Here is a 15,768-nt window from a genome sequence, read left to right as displayed (position 1 = left end):
CGCCCCACAGCGAGGACGAGCCGGCCCCGGCCGCCCCCGCCGGCCCGGTGGAAGGCCATTCCCCCCTCCATGGAGCGGCCGCCATGCCGTTGCGAACACCTTCCTGAACGGGGACACCCCCGGCCAGAGCCCAGCGAACGATACGGACTGATCAGTTCCGGCAGTCACCGTCCGCGTCCCCGGCAACGGGCGGGGCCGCTCGGAGCTCGGCCGACGCGGTCGTGCTCACCGCACCTGCCGCCACGACGGCCCCGTAGGAGGCACCAGCGGGTCGGTGCCTCCGGACCGGTGTCAGCGGCGCCGGGGGTCTGCACGGGGGCGGGGAGGGTCACGTACGGCGGCCTGGTCGGCGGCCTTGACCTGGCGAGGGGCCCGTCTTCCGGGGTCCCGCGCGGACCATCCGCCTCTGGGTCGCCCGCCGCCCTCCGGCCCGTACCCGCCTTACGCGGTTCTTCGGCCTCTCGGTCATCGCTGCGGTGGAGTACGTGGGTCTGGCCTTGGGGGTGGCCAGAAGCGAGCCGGCCGCCGAGTCCTGTCCGCACGGCTCCGTCGGCCCCCCGCCTCGGTTGCGGTCTAGCATGAAAAGCAAGGCTTCATCCCCAGGCCCGGGCCGCAGCGGCAGGGAGGCCGGTATGGCGGCGTTCGACACGACTGGTTTCGAGCAGGCGGACGGCGGCCGGTACGTCCCGATCTCCGAGCACGGCCTGATCGGCGATCTTCGTACGACCGCCCTGGTCGGCACGAACGGCACCATCGACTGGTACTGCTGCCCGCGCTTCGATGCGCCCAGCGTCTTCGGGGCCATCCTCGACGCCGACCGGGGCGGGTCGTTCGAGTTGGCCGCCGAGGTCCCGAGCCGCACCAGACAGTTCTACTTCCCCGACACGAACGTGCTGATCACGCGGTTCTTCGCCGCGGACGGGGTGGCGGAGATCCAGGACTTCATGCCCGTGGTCGACGAGTCGCGCGAGGCGGCCCGGCACCGGCTGATCCGGCGGGTGATCTGCGTCCGCGGAACCCTCCCGTTCAGGGCGCGGATCGCCCCTCGCTTCGGCTATGGCGCCGAAGCGCACACCACGCACCTCGACGGCCACACGGCGGTGTTCCGCTCCCCGTCACTGACGCTCGCGCTGACCGCTACCGCACCCCTGGAAACCGACGGCCTGGACGTGTGGTCGCACTTCAAGCTCCTCGAGGGCGAGTCCAACGTGTTCGCCCTCGACCAGATCGGCGACGAAGTCCCGCCCCGGTCGTGCCCGCGCGCCGAGGCGCAGGAGCAGGCCGAGGCGACCGTCCGGTTCTGGCGCCACTGGCTGGCGGGGTCGCGCTATCACGGGCGGTGGCGGGAGATGGTGCACCGCTCCGCGCTGCTGCTGAAGCTGCTCACCTACGCGCCGACCGGTGCGATCGTCGCCGCACCGACGACCAGCCTGCCCGAGCAGATCGGCGGCGAGCGCAACTGGGACTACCGCTACGTCTGGGTCCGCGACGCCGCCTTCTGCGTCTACGCGATGCTGCGCCTGGGGTTCACCTCGGAGGCCGAGGCGTTCATGGGGTTCATCTCCGAGCGGGGCATCCTGCGGGGCAGGGGGGAGAGCGGTCCGTTGCAGATCATGTACGGCATCGACGGGCGCACCGACCTGCCCGAACACGAGCTTCCACACCTGGAGGGATACCTCGGCTCCGCACCGGTCCGGGTGGGCAACGCCGCCACCGGCCAGCTCCAGCTGGACATCTACGGTGCACTGATCGACTCGATCTACCTGTACGACAAGTGGGGGCAGCCGATCAGCAGTGACCGCTGGGACGAGGTCGGCGCGGTCGTGGACTGGCTGTGCGAGCACTGGGACCAGCCCGACGAGGGGGTGTGGGAGACGAGGGCGGGCCGCCGGAACTTCGTGTACTCGCGGCTGATGTGCTGGGTGGCGCTGGAGCGCGCGATGCGCATGGCGAACCGCCGCGGTCTGCCGGCGGACCTGACCCGCTGGCGGGAGTCCCGGGACGCGATCTACCGGCAGATCATGCGGCGCGGCTGGTCGGCCGAGCGAGGGGCGTTCGTCCAGGGACTGGACGACCACGTGCTGGACGCCTCGCTGCTGATGATGCCGATGGCCAAGTTCATCTCGCCCACCGACCCCAAGTGGCTGTCCACCCTGGATGCGCTCACCACGGACCTGGTCTCCGACTCGCTGGTCTACCGCTACGACCCGACCGCCAGCCCGGACGGCCTGCACGGCCCCGAGGGCACCTTCTCGATCTGCTCCTTCTGGTACGTGGAGGCGCTGGCCCGCGCAGGCCGGCTGGAGGAGGCCAGGCTCGCCTTCGAGAAGATGCTCACCTACGCCAACCACCTCGGTCTGTTCGCCGAGGAGATCGGCCCGACCGGAGAACAACTGGGCAACTTCCCGCAGGCCTTCACCCATCTCTCACTGATCAGCGCCGCCTTCAACCTCGACCGCGCGCTGGGCTGACGCAGTCGGCCCCGTGCCTCGGCAGCGCCCCGCGCCCACTCGCCAACGCCTGACAGCGCCTGCTGGTGGCAGACTCATCGGGTGTTTCCACTGAGCCCGATCGTCCTGTCCGGCCCGCGCGTCCGCTTGGAACCACTGTCCCTTGAGCACGCTGAGGGGTTGTGGTCCGCAGGCGACGCAGAGGTCTTCGCCAAGCTGCCGTACGACCGTCCGCCGACGGTGGGCGCGATGCGGGAATGGATCCGGGCCGCAATGAGTCGTGAGGCACTGCGCCTGCCGTTTGCGGTGCTCGTCGACCGGCAGGTGGCAGGGACCACGTCGTACTGGTACCCGGATCCGGTGCGCCGACAGGTGGAGATCGGCTCCACATGGCTGGGGCGGGCGTGGTGGGGTGCCGGCATCAACCGGGAGGCGAAGCGTCTCCTGCTGGAGCATGCCTTCACCGGGCTGGGCTGTGACAAAGTGACGTTCCGTACGGACCCCGAGAACATCCGGTCGCAGCAAGCACTGGAACGTCTGGGAGCGGTGCGTGACGGTGTGGTTCGTCGTGACTGGCCGCGCCCGGACGGGACGTGGCGCGACAGCCTCTACTACTCGTTGTTGCGTGACGAGTGGGATTCGGCCTGACGCTCGCGGCTACGGGCCTGTGCATGGGGCGAGCCGCCGCCAGCCGCCGAGGGCCGCGGCGACGGCACCAGCGCCGAGCAGGTCACCCGGCCCCTGACAGCCCGCCTGGTGGCGGATGCGGCGCACGCGAGTGGCGGATACGTACCGGGGTCAGGGCGTGGGGGCGGGCCAGGGAATGTCGGTGGCCACTGCGGCGGTGTAGTCGACGCCCGGCACGGAGAAGCCGTACAGGCGTTGGACTTCGGCGTGGAACCAGTCGAGGTCGGCGAGGCCGGCGATGGTGTCGGTCGTGGCGGCCTCCCAGCGTTCGGCGACGGCCGCCTGGACCTTTGCGGTGAGTTCCCAGGTGTCCAGGCGGATCCGGCCCTCGTCGTCCAGGGCGAGCGGCGCGGCACCGGTGAGCTGGTCCCACAGGGCGGCGAGCTGATGCACCGGCGGGACCAGGTCCTCTCCCAGGACGCCGCGCAGCAGGCCGGTGTACAGGGCGATGCCGGGGATGGCGGTGGAGGACTGGGTGACCGCGGCGCCGTTGACGGAGGTCACGGCCCGCCCGCCCACCGTTTTGCCGAGCCGCTCGTTCAGGGTGCGGGCGGTGGCCTCCAGGTGGGCCTTGGCCTCGCCGATGGTGCCCTGCCGGTAGATCGCCGCCGTCAGGGACGAGCCGATGTACGACAGCGCGGCGGTGGCGAAGCCCTCGCCGAGCAATCCCCGACCGGCCAGGTGGTCGATCCAGCGTTCCCAGTCCGCGCCGCCCATCACGGCCACGGTCTGCTCGACGTCATCGCCCTCGGCCGGCCCGGTCTCGACCTCGCGGACCTCGGGAACGCCCTGGTCGTCGAAGACAAGGGTCTTGGTGCGGTTCGCCTGGCCGATCGGCTTGAGGACGGAGGCGTACGTGGTGCCCGTGTCCGGGTCGGTGCGCCGGGGTGCGGCCACCGAGTAGATCAGGTAGTCCAGCCTGCCGCCGAAACGCTGCTCGATGAGGTCGGCTACCTGGTCCTTCATCGTGTCGGAGAACGCGTCGCCGTTGAGGAAGACCAGATCCCGCCCGGCGGCACGGGCGATGTCGGCGGTGGCAGCGGTGCGGTACCAGCCGGCCGTGGCGGTGCGCCGTTCGGTGGGCGCCTTCTCGAAGGAGACCATGATGCCGCGGATGCCGGCGCGCTTGAGTCCGGCGACCGTGGCCGCCAGGCCGTATCCGGCCGAGGATCCGATGATCAGGGCCACCGGCCCGGCACCCTCCGGCACGTCGGCCGAGTCGGGGCATGCCTGCCACATGTCGGCCACCAGCCGCTCGCAGCCCGCCGGGTGGGAGTCGAGGAAGAGGAAGCCCCGGTTGCGGGGGATGAGAACACGCTCGCTCACGATTGCAGTCCTTGGGTCGACGGGGCCGAAGACGCGGAAGCCAGCCGGGCCACCGCGTGCTGCAAGTCTGCGACAGGCCGGACACGGACAGTGGGCCCACCCAGGACAATGATCACGAGCCGATCTTGGAGTGTTCCACCACTTCCGGCGAGCGTCTCCCTCACGTCGGCCGGAAGTCCGGGATAGGCGGGCCGACTTCGCCTGGCGATCGGTGTCGGGGTCCTTGGCGAAGACCCGCGCCCGCTCCGGGTCGCCGGCACGCCCGTCGAGCAGGGCGAGCGCAGCCTGCAGCTGCGTGAGGGGGGGGCGATGCCGGCACACTGGTGACCCTGTTCCCGGCGGTCGAGCCGAACTCGCGGAGGGCGCGCCGCTCGACGACGTCCTGATCCGTGTGCCGGCCGCCGACCGTGGCCACGGTGCGCAGCGCAGGCTGGCGCGCGCCGGCCCGCGCCGAGCTCGGCGCGGCTCGCCGAGGAGGTCGCGAACCTGCAGGAGCCGCTGGAGCGGGACCGGCAGGAGCGCGACCGCCTCGGCGACTGTCGCGGTGGCCACCGACCACCGCCACCAACAGGCCGCCCAGGAAGCGAATGCTGCGCGAACAGCACTGGCTCCGACGGGAATTCAGAGCATGATGAGCAGGCGCGTCTTCGGCTTGAGCTTTCGGTTCACCGAGCGGCTCTGCACGTATACCTCCAACTTGGGATTGTGCCCCGCCTTCACGGATACGGTCCCCTGAATACCCGTACCGAACAGAAGGCTGCGTGCCGCATTTCCGGTGTAGGCGCGGTCGGTGTCCTTCTCGACCACGATGACTTCCTTGTCGGGCTGAACCTGAACCCGGGTGCCCAGCTGGTAATAGCACGACCCGCGTTCGTACGTCACGCCGGGATGCGAATCGACGAAGGCTCGAATCGCGACCTCGGTATCGACCTTCAGGAGCCGGTACTTGTCGGCCGGGACCGGTTCGAGATTCGCCCGCACATCGTCGACTGAAATGTCCTGGCCGACCGTGAAGAGGTTCTTCGTACCGCGCACCCCCTTCTCGCGTCCGCGCAGGAAGCTGGTGGCGGCGGCGCGCACGGTGCCTATCGCCTCCTTGACCCCCTCCTGGGAGTCCGCGTCCCAGACGGCGATGTTTCCTGCCGGGAAGCCGTAGTTCTGGGCGGTCCGCTTGGCCAGGGAGTTCGGAACGAGGATCGCGGAAGTCCAGTGGTCGGGAAGCGCACCCATCTTCGCCGCGATCTTGTCGAGCCAGGGGCCGAGGATGGCCATGTCGCCGTCGTGCCGCCGGTCGCCGCCGGAGGCGTTCTCCTCGCCGTCCGTCACCACGATCTGCAGGAAACTGTGCTCCCCGTACTCCTCCCAGATGTGACCCAGGTCGTCCAGGGACTTCAGGGAGGCTTCGATGAGGGCCGTAGCACCATTGTTCACCTTGTAAAGCCCCTGCATGGACGGCAGATGCTTCACGTCCATGTCCCAGACCAGGTTTTCCACCCTGTGGTCGAAGGAATAGAGGCTGATCCGGGTCTCATGGCCGAGGCTGTCCGATTCGGTTTTCAGGCCCGCCACGAACTCGTCCACGACCCGCATGAGTTGGCTCTGGTGCTGGTACATGGAACCTGAACAGTCCACTACCAGCGCGACGTGATTCACCTTGTGCTGGATCCTATTGGCAGACATGTTTCCGCTCCCCCTCCGAGGCTCCCCGAGTGATGTCTCCACACTATGGGGAGGCACTGACAATGGAGCTTGACGGACAATCACCCGCCAGCCCCGAGACGGACCTCGCGCCGGCAAGGACTTAGAGGTCCTAACAGCCGTTGTTGCCTGGGCCGGCACCGAAGCAGGCGGAGGGCCGACCGCGGCTACGACCACGACAGGCACCGCCGACTGGTCTGGGCGACCGGGGTCAAACCCGTGATCGCCCGCCGCGGCGTCCCACACGCCTTCGGCACCATCGCCTGGCTCCACGGCTTCAGCCGGCTCCGCGTTCGGTGGGAACGACGCGACGACATCCACGATGTCTTCGTATTCAGACTTGTCACACCGGTGATGTCGTCAGCTTCGCCGGGGCTCCACCATCATGGCCCTTCCCATGCGCTTGCCCTGTGCGTCGAAGACACCGATCCGGACCGCGTCCGTGGCACGCTGAGGCCACTGTGTATACGCCTCGCCGATCGCCGGGGCCTGCATGTCGGGGTCGTCCTTTTTCGGGTTCAGGTCGGTGTGGATGTACGCGTACACCGCGTCTCCCTCCACCACGCGCTGCACCGCCTTCACGTGGCTCACGACGGACCAGTCCGAGTTGTCTTCGGAGGCTGCCCATGTCTTGAAGAGTTCGCCGTCCCTGGCCTCGTCCTGGTGGTAGAACCCGTGGGGCTGGGGTGCGAGACGGTCGGGTACGGCGAGGTCTCCCTTCGGATGGTCCTCCAGTGAGCATCCGGCCAGTGCCAGGAGGGATGCGGTCAGCAGCAGACGGCGTGTGATCAAGGCGGGCTCCTGGGGTGCAGGAATGGGAGAGCCCCCACACCGTAGTCAGTGCGGGGGCTCGGGTGACAGTGGGGTGTTACAAGGTCGGTTCGTGGGCCTTGTCGCCCCGGTTCCCGCCGTACGGGTAGCTGTAGCCGTGCCGGTTTCCCAGGCATCCGCCCAGTCCGGTGCCGTAGTACCAGATGCCGGCCCTCCGTCTGCTTCGCTGCCGGATCAGGCAACAACGGCTGCATCGGCGACCACAGTTCATCCGAGATCGACCGGGTCGGCCCGCGCGGCACGCGGAGCGGTTCCACCACCCTGCGGACGAGCAGCGAGCGGCGGCGGCAACGGGGCGGCCGGCTGGCAGAGTTCATCAGGAACCAGGCGCTTCGATGGATCGGCACCCACGACCGGCGGCATGCCGCACGGACATCACGCCACGTGAGACAACCTCTAAGCCTTGACTGGTGCGGCCGACCTGGCGGCCTGCTCGATCTTCGCGCAGTAGGCTGCACGGGCTTCCTCGTCGATCTGCTTCTCGTGTTCGGCCCGCAGCCCGGTCCGGCCGTCGAGGCCCTCGCGCAGGATATCGGCGTGCCCGGCATGCCGGATGGACTCGCCGAGGACATGGACCATGACGGCGAACAGGTTCGTGTCGGCATGAGGCTCCGGCCACCACGGCACGTGGCCGGGGGCGTCGAGGGGAAGCTCGTTGATCGTCGCGTCCGAGTGTTCCCACGTGCGCCGGTAGAACGCGATGATCTGATCGCGGGTCTCGTCCTCGGTCGCCCACAGATCGCTGCCGTTGGAGTCCTGCCACCGGGGGAGTGGTTCCGGGGAAGGGCGGTCGAAGACTTCGCCGAAGTACCTGGCCTCGACGGTGGCCACGTGTTTGACCAGGCCGAGGAGGTTGGTCCCGGTCGCCGTCAAAGGCCGGCGGGCGTCGTGTTCGGGCAAGCCGTCGAGTTTCCAGAGCAGCGCCTTGCGGTCCCGCCGCAGTCTCCCGTGCAGATTGTCTTTCGCGAATTCATCGATCATGTGGCATGAGCCTGCCATGGGCTGCTCGTGGTCTCAAGGCAACCCCTTAGGGTCGTGGGCATGATCATGATGAGTCAGTTCAGCGACGCGTTCCTTCTGGAGGCAGAACGGCATGCGGCCTGGGGCGCCGCCCAACTGCAGGTGCTGACCGAGTACGTGCCGCAAGGGCCCTGGACGGCGGACCTCGAGGCCTGTCTCTACCGGCAGGGCGGTCTCGAGCTGCGGGTCGCCGTGCTGGGCACGTACGACGTGCAGGACCGGTCCTGGATGTGGGGCTGGGCCAACCCCGGCCTGCGCGGCAGCGAGGTGGTGGCGCTGACCGGCGCGATCGAGCGCTACGGAAGGAAGCACGGGATCGCCGAGTTCACCGAGGAGACCCTCGACCTGTCCGGTTTCGCGGATCCCCGGCGGGCGGCGGAGACGCTGGCCTTCGCGGGAATGGGTGTGGCCGAGGCACCCGGGTATCTGGGCCACTCGGCGGGACCGGACAGCCTGGTCTACTTCCTGCCGGACGACCCGCGGGTTCCGAGGGCCGGCCTCGACACGGTCGCGCTGCCGCGGGAACTCCTGACCGGGGCGGGCCTGATCGGCCGTTCGGCCCGGCGGGTGGTCACCGGCTACCTGGACTACCACGGCGTGCCCCTGCGGGAGGACGGGGACCGGATCCTCGCCGATCTACCCGGTGGCAGTGTGGCGGAGATCGAGTTCGATCACGCGGAGCGCATCGCCGCCGTGCGCCTGACCGCGGTCTGAGAACGGCCTGGAACCGGGATCATCCTGTTCGCACGGGGCTCAGGACCCGCCTGCACGACTGCGGCGAACCTAACCGGTGGCCTCGTGGAGCGTCCGGGCGCGGAGGCGGGCGGCGAGGACGGCGACGTCGTCCTCGGCGTGCTGGGCGTCGAGTCCGCTGCAGACCGCGTCCACCACGTCCGAGACTCCTGCCCCGGCGGTCATGCGGAGCGCGGCGAGCCGGGCCAGCGAGGTGTCGATGTCCTCGCCGCGGCGTTCGACCAGGCCGTCCGTGTAGAGAACGATCGTCTGATCGGCCGTGATGGGCAGGGCGACGGCTTCGTAGCCGCCGACGCCCGTGCCCAGCGGAGGGCCGACGGGAACCTTCAGCAGCGACCCCGGGCCGTCACCGCTGAAGACGGCGGGCGGCAGATGTCCGGCGCTCGCGTACACGGCCGTTCCGCGGGCCGGATCGACGCGGACGAGGAGGCAGGTCGCCGGGCGGCGGCCGTCGTCCGCGGCGGACAGCGCGTCCAGCTGTCGAAGGACGCGGTGCGGGGCGAGATCCGTGGAGGCGACGTCGCGCAGGAGGGAGCGGTAGGCGTTCATGTCGACGGCGGCTTCCAGGCCGTGGCCCATGACGTCTCCGACCACCAGCAGGGTCCTGCCGAAGTGCAGCCGTACGGTCTCGAACCAGTCGCCGCCGACGAGGGCGCGCGCTCCGACCGGCAGGTAGCGGCTGGCGACCTCCAGGTTCGGGTGCGGCCGGCCCGGTTCGGCCACCAGGGCGCGCTGGAGGTCGAGTGCGATCTTCTCGGTCGCCGCCTGGCGCCGCGCGTGTCCGATGTGCATGCAGGCGAGCCGTGCGGCGAAGTGCAGCGTCGCCGTCTCGTGGTCGCTGAAGCCGCCGTGCGCCCGGGCCGCGAGGAGCCGTCCGTAGAGCTCGCCCCGGCCGATCAGCGGCACGGAGACGAGCTGCACGGGCCCTTCCGTGCCCGGGCCGGTGTACGCGTGTACGGGATGTCCCTCGTCCAGGGCCCTCACCGCGGGGCTGACCTCGGTGGCAGGGCCGTCCAGGAGATCCGTGGCGCCGGCCGCGGCGACGCGTTCGTTCCTCGCTCCGCGGCCGATCAGTTCCACGGCCGCGGCGTCGCACAGGGTCCGGAACACGAACCCCGCGAGCTCCCGCCAGGTCTCCCCTCGACGAACGACGTCCCGACCTGCTCGAGAGCCTCTTCCATCGCGCGCAGGCGTGCCTCCAAGCCATCCGGTTCCGGCACGACGCCTCCATAACCCCTGGTGCGCCCCAGGGAGCCCGACGAGGAAGGCATTCCATCAGCCCCGTCCGTTCCGGTGACGAACGCGGGGCGCGGCCTTGAGCCGATCGAGGCCACACCAACCTGTCTGGGGGTGCCGACTCACGCCTCGGGCGGAGGGACTCCGGTCGGCGTGGCCGGAGTGGGTACGGCGCGGACGGCGTGGATCCGCGGCACGGTCACACCGCGTCAGGCGCCGTCGTGCTCGCGACGACAGGAGCCGCCTGCGCCTGCGAACAGCTCCGGTCGCCGGGCCCGGCCGTCGGGGCGCACCGGTCGACGGTGCCGTCGGTTTCGGCCGCCCGGGCACGCTGCCGCCGCACGTGGCGGGCGCGCAGGACGACGTACAGTGCGGCGGTGGCGAGGGCGGCGGCGCACCAGGCGCCGAGGATCACGGCGATCGTGGTGAGGACGGCCACGGGTACTCCTCGGGTGGGAGATGGCGGGGGCAGCGACAGCCGCTGGCGGAGGCACGGGTGAACTCGTCCCGTCGCACCGTGCGTTCCTGTTGTCGCTGTGCGTATGCGCGCCGAGGAATGACGATACATCCGAGAGAGTCACCATGAACCGCCTTCGGGCAACGATCGTGAGCGGCGCCGCCGTTCGTACCGACGACGCCAAGCCCCGGGGAGCGTCACGCGGCGGCGGAGTGCCGGGTCGGGCCGGGCCGTGTGGTGCTCACCGTGAAGGACAATTACCCCACGGGCGTGGACTTCACGCTGGGGAGCCCCTACGGCCGGAGCGCGGACGGGGCGGCACGGGCCGTCACAGCGCCTCGTCGGCTGCCCGGTCCATGAAGGTCTGCAGCGCCGCCAGTTGCCGGTGCACCGCCTCCGCGAATGCGGCGCCGGTCTTCTTCAGGTCGACGCCCTCGGGGCCGTCGATGTACTCGGCCGTCGCCAACTCTCCCACGCGAGAAGAGCGGGTGCTGATCTCTTCCAGGTCGCGCCTGCCCTCCGGCGTCGTCACGAGGCGCACCGTCGTGAGGGCCCGCGCGAGGTCCGTGTTGGCCGGTGCGTACTTGTCCTCGAACTGACGCCGCCTCTCCGCCGGTGTCTTGGCGGGGTCGAGGCTCACGCTCAGCAGCTGGGTGGCCTGCTGCACGAACTTGTTCGTGCTCCCCGCGAGCTCGACGTAGGCGGCCCGCCGGATGTCCGCCCGTCGAGCGCCGGCCTCCTCGCGGTGCGTGTCCTTGGCCTCGAAGTAGGCGAGCGTGCTGCCCGTGAGGCCGGCCAGGGCGCCGATGAGCGCCCCCGCGAGCGCGGCGAAGGTGGTTCCCCGCTGCCTCGGCCGCTCGGCGGTCGCGTCGCCTGCCTTGTCCTTCTTCTGGGTCATGCAGTATCGGTACCGCGGCCGGCAGGGCCCGGCACCTGCAACCACCTGGAGGCACGCATCGCGTCCCGCCCAGCCTCGCCCCGCCGAGGCAACCGTGAGCGTTGCCCTCCCACACCGGCCACGGCGTGTCGGCGGGAGCGTGCGTCACGGGTCGATCATGCGTGCAGGCACGGACAGTCAACGCGGCGGCCCGGCGCTGCGCCGGCACCGGGCGCGGTCCCTCCGGACCCGTGCACCCGTGTACTCAGGCGCAGCGCCCGCCCGGTTCAGCAGGTGCGCCCGGCGTACGAGGCGTTGCTCACCTTGCTGCGCGTTCCGAGCCACGTCTTGCCGGGGCCCACGCACTTCTCGTAATTGGGCCCGAACACCTCGACCTCGATGATGACCCGGGATCCGTCGTTCGTGCAGTGGTTGTAGAACGAATCGGAGCCGGTGGCGAAGTACCCGCACGGATCGGCGGTGGCCGGCGAGGCGGTGACCAGCCCGCCCGCGAGCATCAGGCCGGCGGACAGCAGGGCGGTGGCGAGGCGACGAATATGCACAGGAACTCCTCGGAATCCGGATAGCGACAACATGGCGATCACCCTAGGCACCACCCACCTGGCCGAATCGATTCTCTGGTACGCCGACACACCGGCCGGGTCGAATGGGGGAGCAGTGGGATTCCGCCTGCGTCCACTCGGCGGTAGGCGCGCCGGCGAATCGGAGCCAAGGGGGCGTCGGCGTGGAACGATCTCCGCATGACTGAGAGCTCGAGCCCGTACATCGCCTCGCCGCGGGTCACCGTGGGGGCGGTGCAGCCCGGCGATCCGCCCTTCCGGATCGTGGAGATCGACGGGGAGATGGTCCGTATGGCGGAGTCCATGACCGATGTGATCCTGGCGGCGGCGGCCGAGGGGATCACCATTCACGACCTCGACGATCCGGACGCGGTCCGTTGGGTCGGCGGCGGGAAATTCACCTGGCGCCTGCACTAGGTGTTCCGCCCCCGCCGGGTGCCGGTTCAGGTGGCGCGTCCGTAACGGACCTCTGTGCTCCAGATCCGCTCCAGACGCACGAAGGTGCCGGGGCGCGGAGCATGCCAGATCCTGTCCTCGCCCGCGTAGATGCCGACGTGGGCCATGGTCTCGCCGCGGGGGAAGAAGACCAGGTCGCCGGCCGCGCGATCGGACTTGGGGATGTGGCGGGTGTGCTCGTACTGCTGATCGGCAGTGCGTGGAAGGCGTTTGCCGGCCTTCCTGAACGCGTAGAGGGTCAGCCCTGAGCAGTCGAAGCGTTTGGGCCCGGTGGCGCCGTAGGCGTACGGCGAGCCCTGTTTGGAGGCCGCCACCTCGACGGCTCTGACGCCGTACGGTGCGGCCGCGTTGGCCGGGTCCGCGTGACCGGTCAATGCGCCGGACGTGAGGAGCAGTATGAAGAAGACGGCACGTGCTCTGGGGCAACAGCCCGTGAGGAGAAAGCCCTTGGGGGCCTTTCGGAAGTCGGTCCTGGGGCAGGACATCGTGACACCTCCGCAATCGGTTGGCAGTCGGCAGTTCAGATCAGTGGTCAGGTCCCGTTCTCGGTGGCATGTGTCGTGGCTTGGCTCTGACGGCGGACCAGTTTTCTCCGACGTCCTGCGCCCAACGGCATCGGACACGGCGCGATTTGTCCCGAATTTCCATTCGATTCGAGATAATAGTTATGCATGACTTGCTCGTATTCACGCCTGACCGTCGGAATTGGTGATGCGGAGGCCGACGATGAAACCGATCAAATCCGTTTGATATCCCGGACTTTCGGAACTCCGCCGCTGCCGCCGATGTGCTGAACCGTGCCGCCGCGAGGCATCGGGCCGCCGCGGATCGGGCACTCAGCACGGGTGACCTCGACCGACCTGATCCCGGCGCCGCCACCCCGCGCCGCCGCCCGCAGGGCCCTGCTCGCCGGTTCGGCCGGCAATCTCGTCGAGTGGTACGAGTTCGGCGTCTACGGATGCTTCGCCACCGTCATCGCGGCCAACTTCTTCACCCCGCACGCGGGCGCCGGAGCGGGCGCCGCAGGCGGTGCCGAGGCGCTGATCGCCACATACGCCTCGTTCGCACTCGCCTTCTTCTTCCGCCCCGTCGGAGCCCTGCTCTTCGGGCGTCTCGGCGACCGTCTCGGCCGCCGTCCCACCCTCGTCCTCGTCATCGGCCTCATGACGCTCGCTACCACCCTCATCGGGCTCCTCCCCACGCGGGACACCATCGGTGCGGCGGCGCCCTGGCTCCTCACGCTCCTGCGCGTCCTCCAAGGACTCTCCGCAGGAGGGGAGTTCGGTGGCGCCGTGTCCCTGATGACGGAGTACGCGCCGCCGGGCCGGCGCGGTCTCTACGGCGCGTGGCAGTCCTTCACCGTCGCCCTCGGCCTGCTGGCCGGCGCCGCCACGGCCGCCGGCCTGGCGGTGGTCCTGCCCGCGCAAGCCCTGTACGCGTGGGGGTGGCGGATCCCGTTCCTGATGGCCCTGCCGCTGGGGATGGTCGCGCTGTGGCTGCGTACGGCGCTGGAGGAGCCGCCGGGGGCGCCCCCGGCCAAGGCCGGTTCCGGGACCCGGGGCGCCGAAGTGCCGTCTCGCGGTGGGGTGCAGGCCCGTGCCGTCGTACTCGGCATCGGGCGGATCATGGGCTGGTCGGCGGCCGGGTACACGTTCCTCGTCGTCCTCCCGTCCCACCTCCAGTCCACGCTGGGAGCCTCCTTCCGGAACGCCCTGCTGGCCACCACCCTCGTCACCCTCGGCTTCGCCGCCTCCATCCTGCCCGCGGGGCTCCTCAGCGACCGGATCGGGCGGCGCCCGGTCATGCTCGGCGGTGCGCTCGGGATCGCCGTACTCGCCCACCCCCTCCTGCACCTCCTCCAGTCCCCGGGAACATCCCTGCAGACACGGGCAGTTGCCGTGCCGGCCGCGGGCGCGCTCGTCGGGCTCCTGGCCGGACCGGGGCCGGCCATGCTGGCCGAGATGTTCCCGCGGCGCGTGCGCTGCACCGGGCTCGGGCTGGCCTACTCCCTGGCCAACGCGGTGTTCTCCGGCTGCGCCGGACTCGTCATCACCACTGTGACCGCCTGGACGGGAGACACCGCCATCCCCGCCCACTACGCCGCCGGCGCCTGCGCCATCAGCTCACTCGCGCTGCTGACCCTGCGCGGGAACGACCACCGGGAGCCCCTGCGATGAGAGTGGTCGGCCTGATGTCGGGGACCTCGTACGACGCCATCGACGCCGCTGCCTGCGACCTCGAAGTCCGGGACGGGGACGGCGCGCTGCACCTCACCCCGCTCGGCATGGTCAGCGAGCCCTACCCGGACGGCCTGCGGAACGCTCTCGCGGCGGCTCTGCCGCCCTCGGCCACCACGCTCGCCGACGTGTGCCGCCTCGACACGCACATCGGGCAGGCCTTCGGGCGGCTCGCCGTCCGGGCCGACCGCGAACTGTGCGATGCGCGGGCCGAGTTGGTTGCCTCGCACGGGCAGACCGTCTACCACTGGGCGGCGGACGGCCGGGTCCACGGCACCCTCCAGCTCGGTGAGCCGGCCTGGATCGCCGAGGCCACCGGCTACCCCGTCGTCTCCGGCTTCCGGCCGCGCGACGTCGCCGCCGGCGGGCAGGGCGCGCCCCTGGTGAGCCTGATCGACCTGATGCTCCTGCGCGGCCGGCCCGGTGTGCCCGCAGCCCTGAACATCGGCGGCATCTCCAACGTCACCGTGGTGCCGCGCAGCGGCGACCCGGTCGCGTTCGACACCGGCCCGGGCAACGCGCTGATCGACGCCGCGGTGCGCGAACTGAGCGGCGGGCGGCTCGCGTACGACGCGGACGGCGCGCTCGCGGCGGCCGGACAGGTGCACCAGCCGCTGCTGGAACGGCTGCTCGCGGAGCCGTACTACCGGCTGCCCACGCCGCGCACCACGGGCAAGGAGCTGTTCCACGAGGGTTATCTGCGCTCCCGGCTGACGGGGCTCGGCCGGCTCCGGCCGCAGGACCTGGTCGCCACGCTCACACGCCTCACCGCCCGGACCGTCGCCGACGCGCTGCGGCCGCTGGGAGCCACCGAGGTCTTCGCGTCGGGCGGCGGTGTGCGCAACCCGACGCTGACGGGCATGCTCCGCGCCGAGCTGGGCGGCACGGCGGCGCTGCGCACGTCGGAGGAGCTCGGGCTGCCGGCCGCGGCGAAGGAGGCGTACGCGTTCGCGGTGCTGGGATACCTCACCCTGCACGGCCTCCCCGGCAACGCTCCCGGGTGCACCGGAGCCGCCGGCCCCCGCGTCCTCGGGTCGATCACGCCGGGAAGCCGCCCGCTCCGGCTGCCCGCGGAGCCGACGCCCGCTCCGCGCTCCCTGGCCGTACGGGCCCCGGTGCCGCGCTGACGCCGAGGGTGCACGCTCGGCCGACAGGGGCT

The 15,768-nt window shown here is 70.6% G+C and carries 15 protein-coding genes; 6 read left to right on the top strand and 9 right to left on the bottom strand.

Annotated features, from left to right (window positions below):
- Nucleotides 1-632 precede the first annotated feature (632 nt).
- Nucleotides 633-2,471 carry a glycoside hydrolase family 15 protein gene (locus OG472_RS03985; RefSeq protein WP_405940881.1) on the top strand — a complete coding sequence of 613 codons (1,839 nt, stop codon included), beginning with the start codon at nt 633-635 and terminating at the stop codon, nt 2,469-2,471.
- Between the two features lie 81 nt (nt 2,472-2,552).
- Entirely contained in the window at nt 2,553-3,098 is a 546-nt protein-coding gene (locus tag OG472_RS03980) for a GNAT family N-acetyltransferase (protein ID WP_405940880.1), read from the top strand.
- A 150-nt stretch (nt 3,099-3,248) separates the two neighbouring features.
- Here OG472_RS03980 and fabV read toward each other — a convergent pair whose 3' ends face one another.
- The 4 genes from fabV to OG472_RS03960 all read right to left on the bottom strand — a co-directional run bounded on the left by fabV (nt 3,249) and on the right by OG472_RS03960 (nt 7,973).
- The gene (gene fabV / locus OG472_RS03975; RefSeq protein ID WP_405940879.1) at nt 3,249-4,463 is read right to left on the bottom strand and encodes an enoyl-[acyl-carrier-protein] reductase FabV; all 1,215 of its coding nucleotides are present in this window, start codon (nt 4,461-4,463) and stop codon (nt 3,249-3,251) included.
- A 621-nt stretch (nt 4,464-5,084) separates the two neighbouring features.
- The gene (locus OG472_RS03970) at nt 5,085-6,143 is read right to left on the bottom strand and encodes a VWA domain-containing protein (protein ID WP_405940878.1); all 1,059 of its coding nucleotides are present in this window, start codon (nt 6,141-6,143) and stop codon (nt 5,085-5,087) included.
- A gap of 378 nt (nt 6,144-6,521) precedes the next feature.
- Entirely contained in the window at nt 6,522-6,953 is a 432-nt protein-coding gene (locus OG472_RS03965) for a hypothetical protein (RefSeq protein ID WP_401604574.1), read from the bottom strand.
- 435 nt (nt 6,954-7,388) lie between these two features.
- Nucleotides 7,389-7,973, bottom strand: a complete 585-nt coding sequence (locus OG472_RS03960) for a DinB family protein (protein WP_401602724.1) — start codon at nt 7,971-7,973, stop codon at nt 7,389-7,391.
- A gap of 60 nt (nt 7,974-8,033) precedes the next feature.
- Here OG472_RS03960 and OG472_RS03955 point away from each other — a divergent pair, with 60 nt between their 5' ends.
- Nucleotides 8,034-8,726: a DUF6882 domain-containing protein gene (locus OG472_RS03955; RefSeq protein ID WP_405827767.1), complete on the top strand. Its 693-nt coding sequence runs from the start codon at nt 8,034-8,036 to the stop codon at nt 8,724-8,726.
- A gap of 69 nt (nt 8,727-8,795) precedes the next feature.
- Here the strand turns inward: OG472_RS03955 and OG472_RS03950 are convergent, their stop codons facing one another.
- From OG472_RS03950 to OG472_RS03935, 4 genes are all read right to left on the bottom strand, one after another.
- Entirely contained in the window at nt 8,796-9,875 is a 1,080-nt protein-coding gene (locus tag OG472_RS03950) for a PP2C family protein-serine/threonine phosphatase (protein WP_405940877.1), read from the bottom strand.
- A 325-nt stretch (nt 9,876-10,200) separates the two neighbouring features.
- A complete protein-coding gene (locus OG472_RS03945) occupies nt 10,201-10,440 on the bottom strand; it encodes a hypothetical protein (RefSeq protein WP_401602718.1) in 240 nt (79 codons plus the stop codon).
- Between the two features lie 346 nt (nt 10,441-10,786).
- Nucleotides 10,787-11,356 carry a hypothetical protein gene (locus OG472_RS03940; RefSeq protein ID WP_401602716.1) on the bottom strand — a complete coding sequence of 190 codons (570 nt, stop codon included), beginning with the start codon at nt 11,354-11,356 and terminating at the stop codon, nt 10,787-10,789.
- 266 nt (nt 11,357-11,622) lie between these two features.
- The gene (locus OG472_RS03935) at nt 11,623-11,898 is read right to left on the bottom strand and encodes a DUF6355 family natural product biosynthesis protein (protein WP_405940876.1); all 276 of its coding nucleotides are present in this window, start codon (nt 11,896-11,898) and stop codon (nt 11,623-11,625) included.
- A 198-nt stretch (nt 11,899-12,096) separates the two neighbouring features.
- Here OG472_RS03935 and OG472_RS03930 point away from each other — a divergent pair, with 198 nt between their 5' ends.
- Entirely contained in the window at nt 12,097-12,333 is a 237-nt protein-coding gene (locus OG472_RS03930) for a hypothetical protein (protein ID WP_383565922.1), read from the top strand.
- 26 nt (nt 12,334-12,359) lie between these two features.
- On the opposite strand, the gene OG472_RS03925 is transcribed toward OG472_RS03930, so the two are convergent.
- Entirely contained in the window at nt 12,360-12,770 is a 411-nt protein-coding gene (locus OG472_RS03925; protein WP_401604462.1) for a C40 family peptidase, read from the bottom strand.
- 447 nt (nt 12,771-13,217) lie between these two features.
- Between OG472_RS03925 and OG472_RS03920 the strand changes: the two genes are divergently transcribed.
- Together OG472_RS03920 and OG472_RS03915 are read left to right on the top strand one after the other, a co-directional pair.
- Nucleotides 13,218-14,549: an MFS transporter gene (locus tag OG472_RS03920; protein ID WP_401602712.1), complete on the top strand. Its 1,332-nt coding sequence runs from the start codon at nt 13,218-13,220 to the stop codon at nt 14,547-14,549.
- Entirely contained in the window at nt 14,546-15,736 is a 1,191-nt protein-coding gene (locus OG472_RS03915) for an anhydro-N-acetylmuramic acid kinase (RefSeq protein ID WP_405940875.1), read from the top strand. Before OG472_RS03920 ends, OG472_RS03915 begins: the two co-directional genes overlap by 4 nt.
- Nucleotides 15,737-15,768 lie beyond the last annotated feature (32 nt).

This window comes from Streptomyces sp. NBC_00207, from assembly GCF_045160965.1.
Classification (GTDB): Bacteria; Actinomycetota; Actinomycetes; order Streptomycetales; family Streptomycetaceae; genus Streptomyces.
Note: the sequence above shows the minus strand (reverse complement) of the source record. Positions and strands in the feature narration are given on the sequence as shown.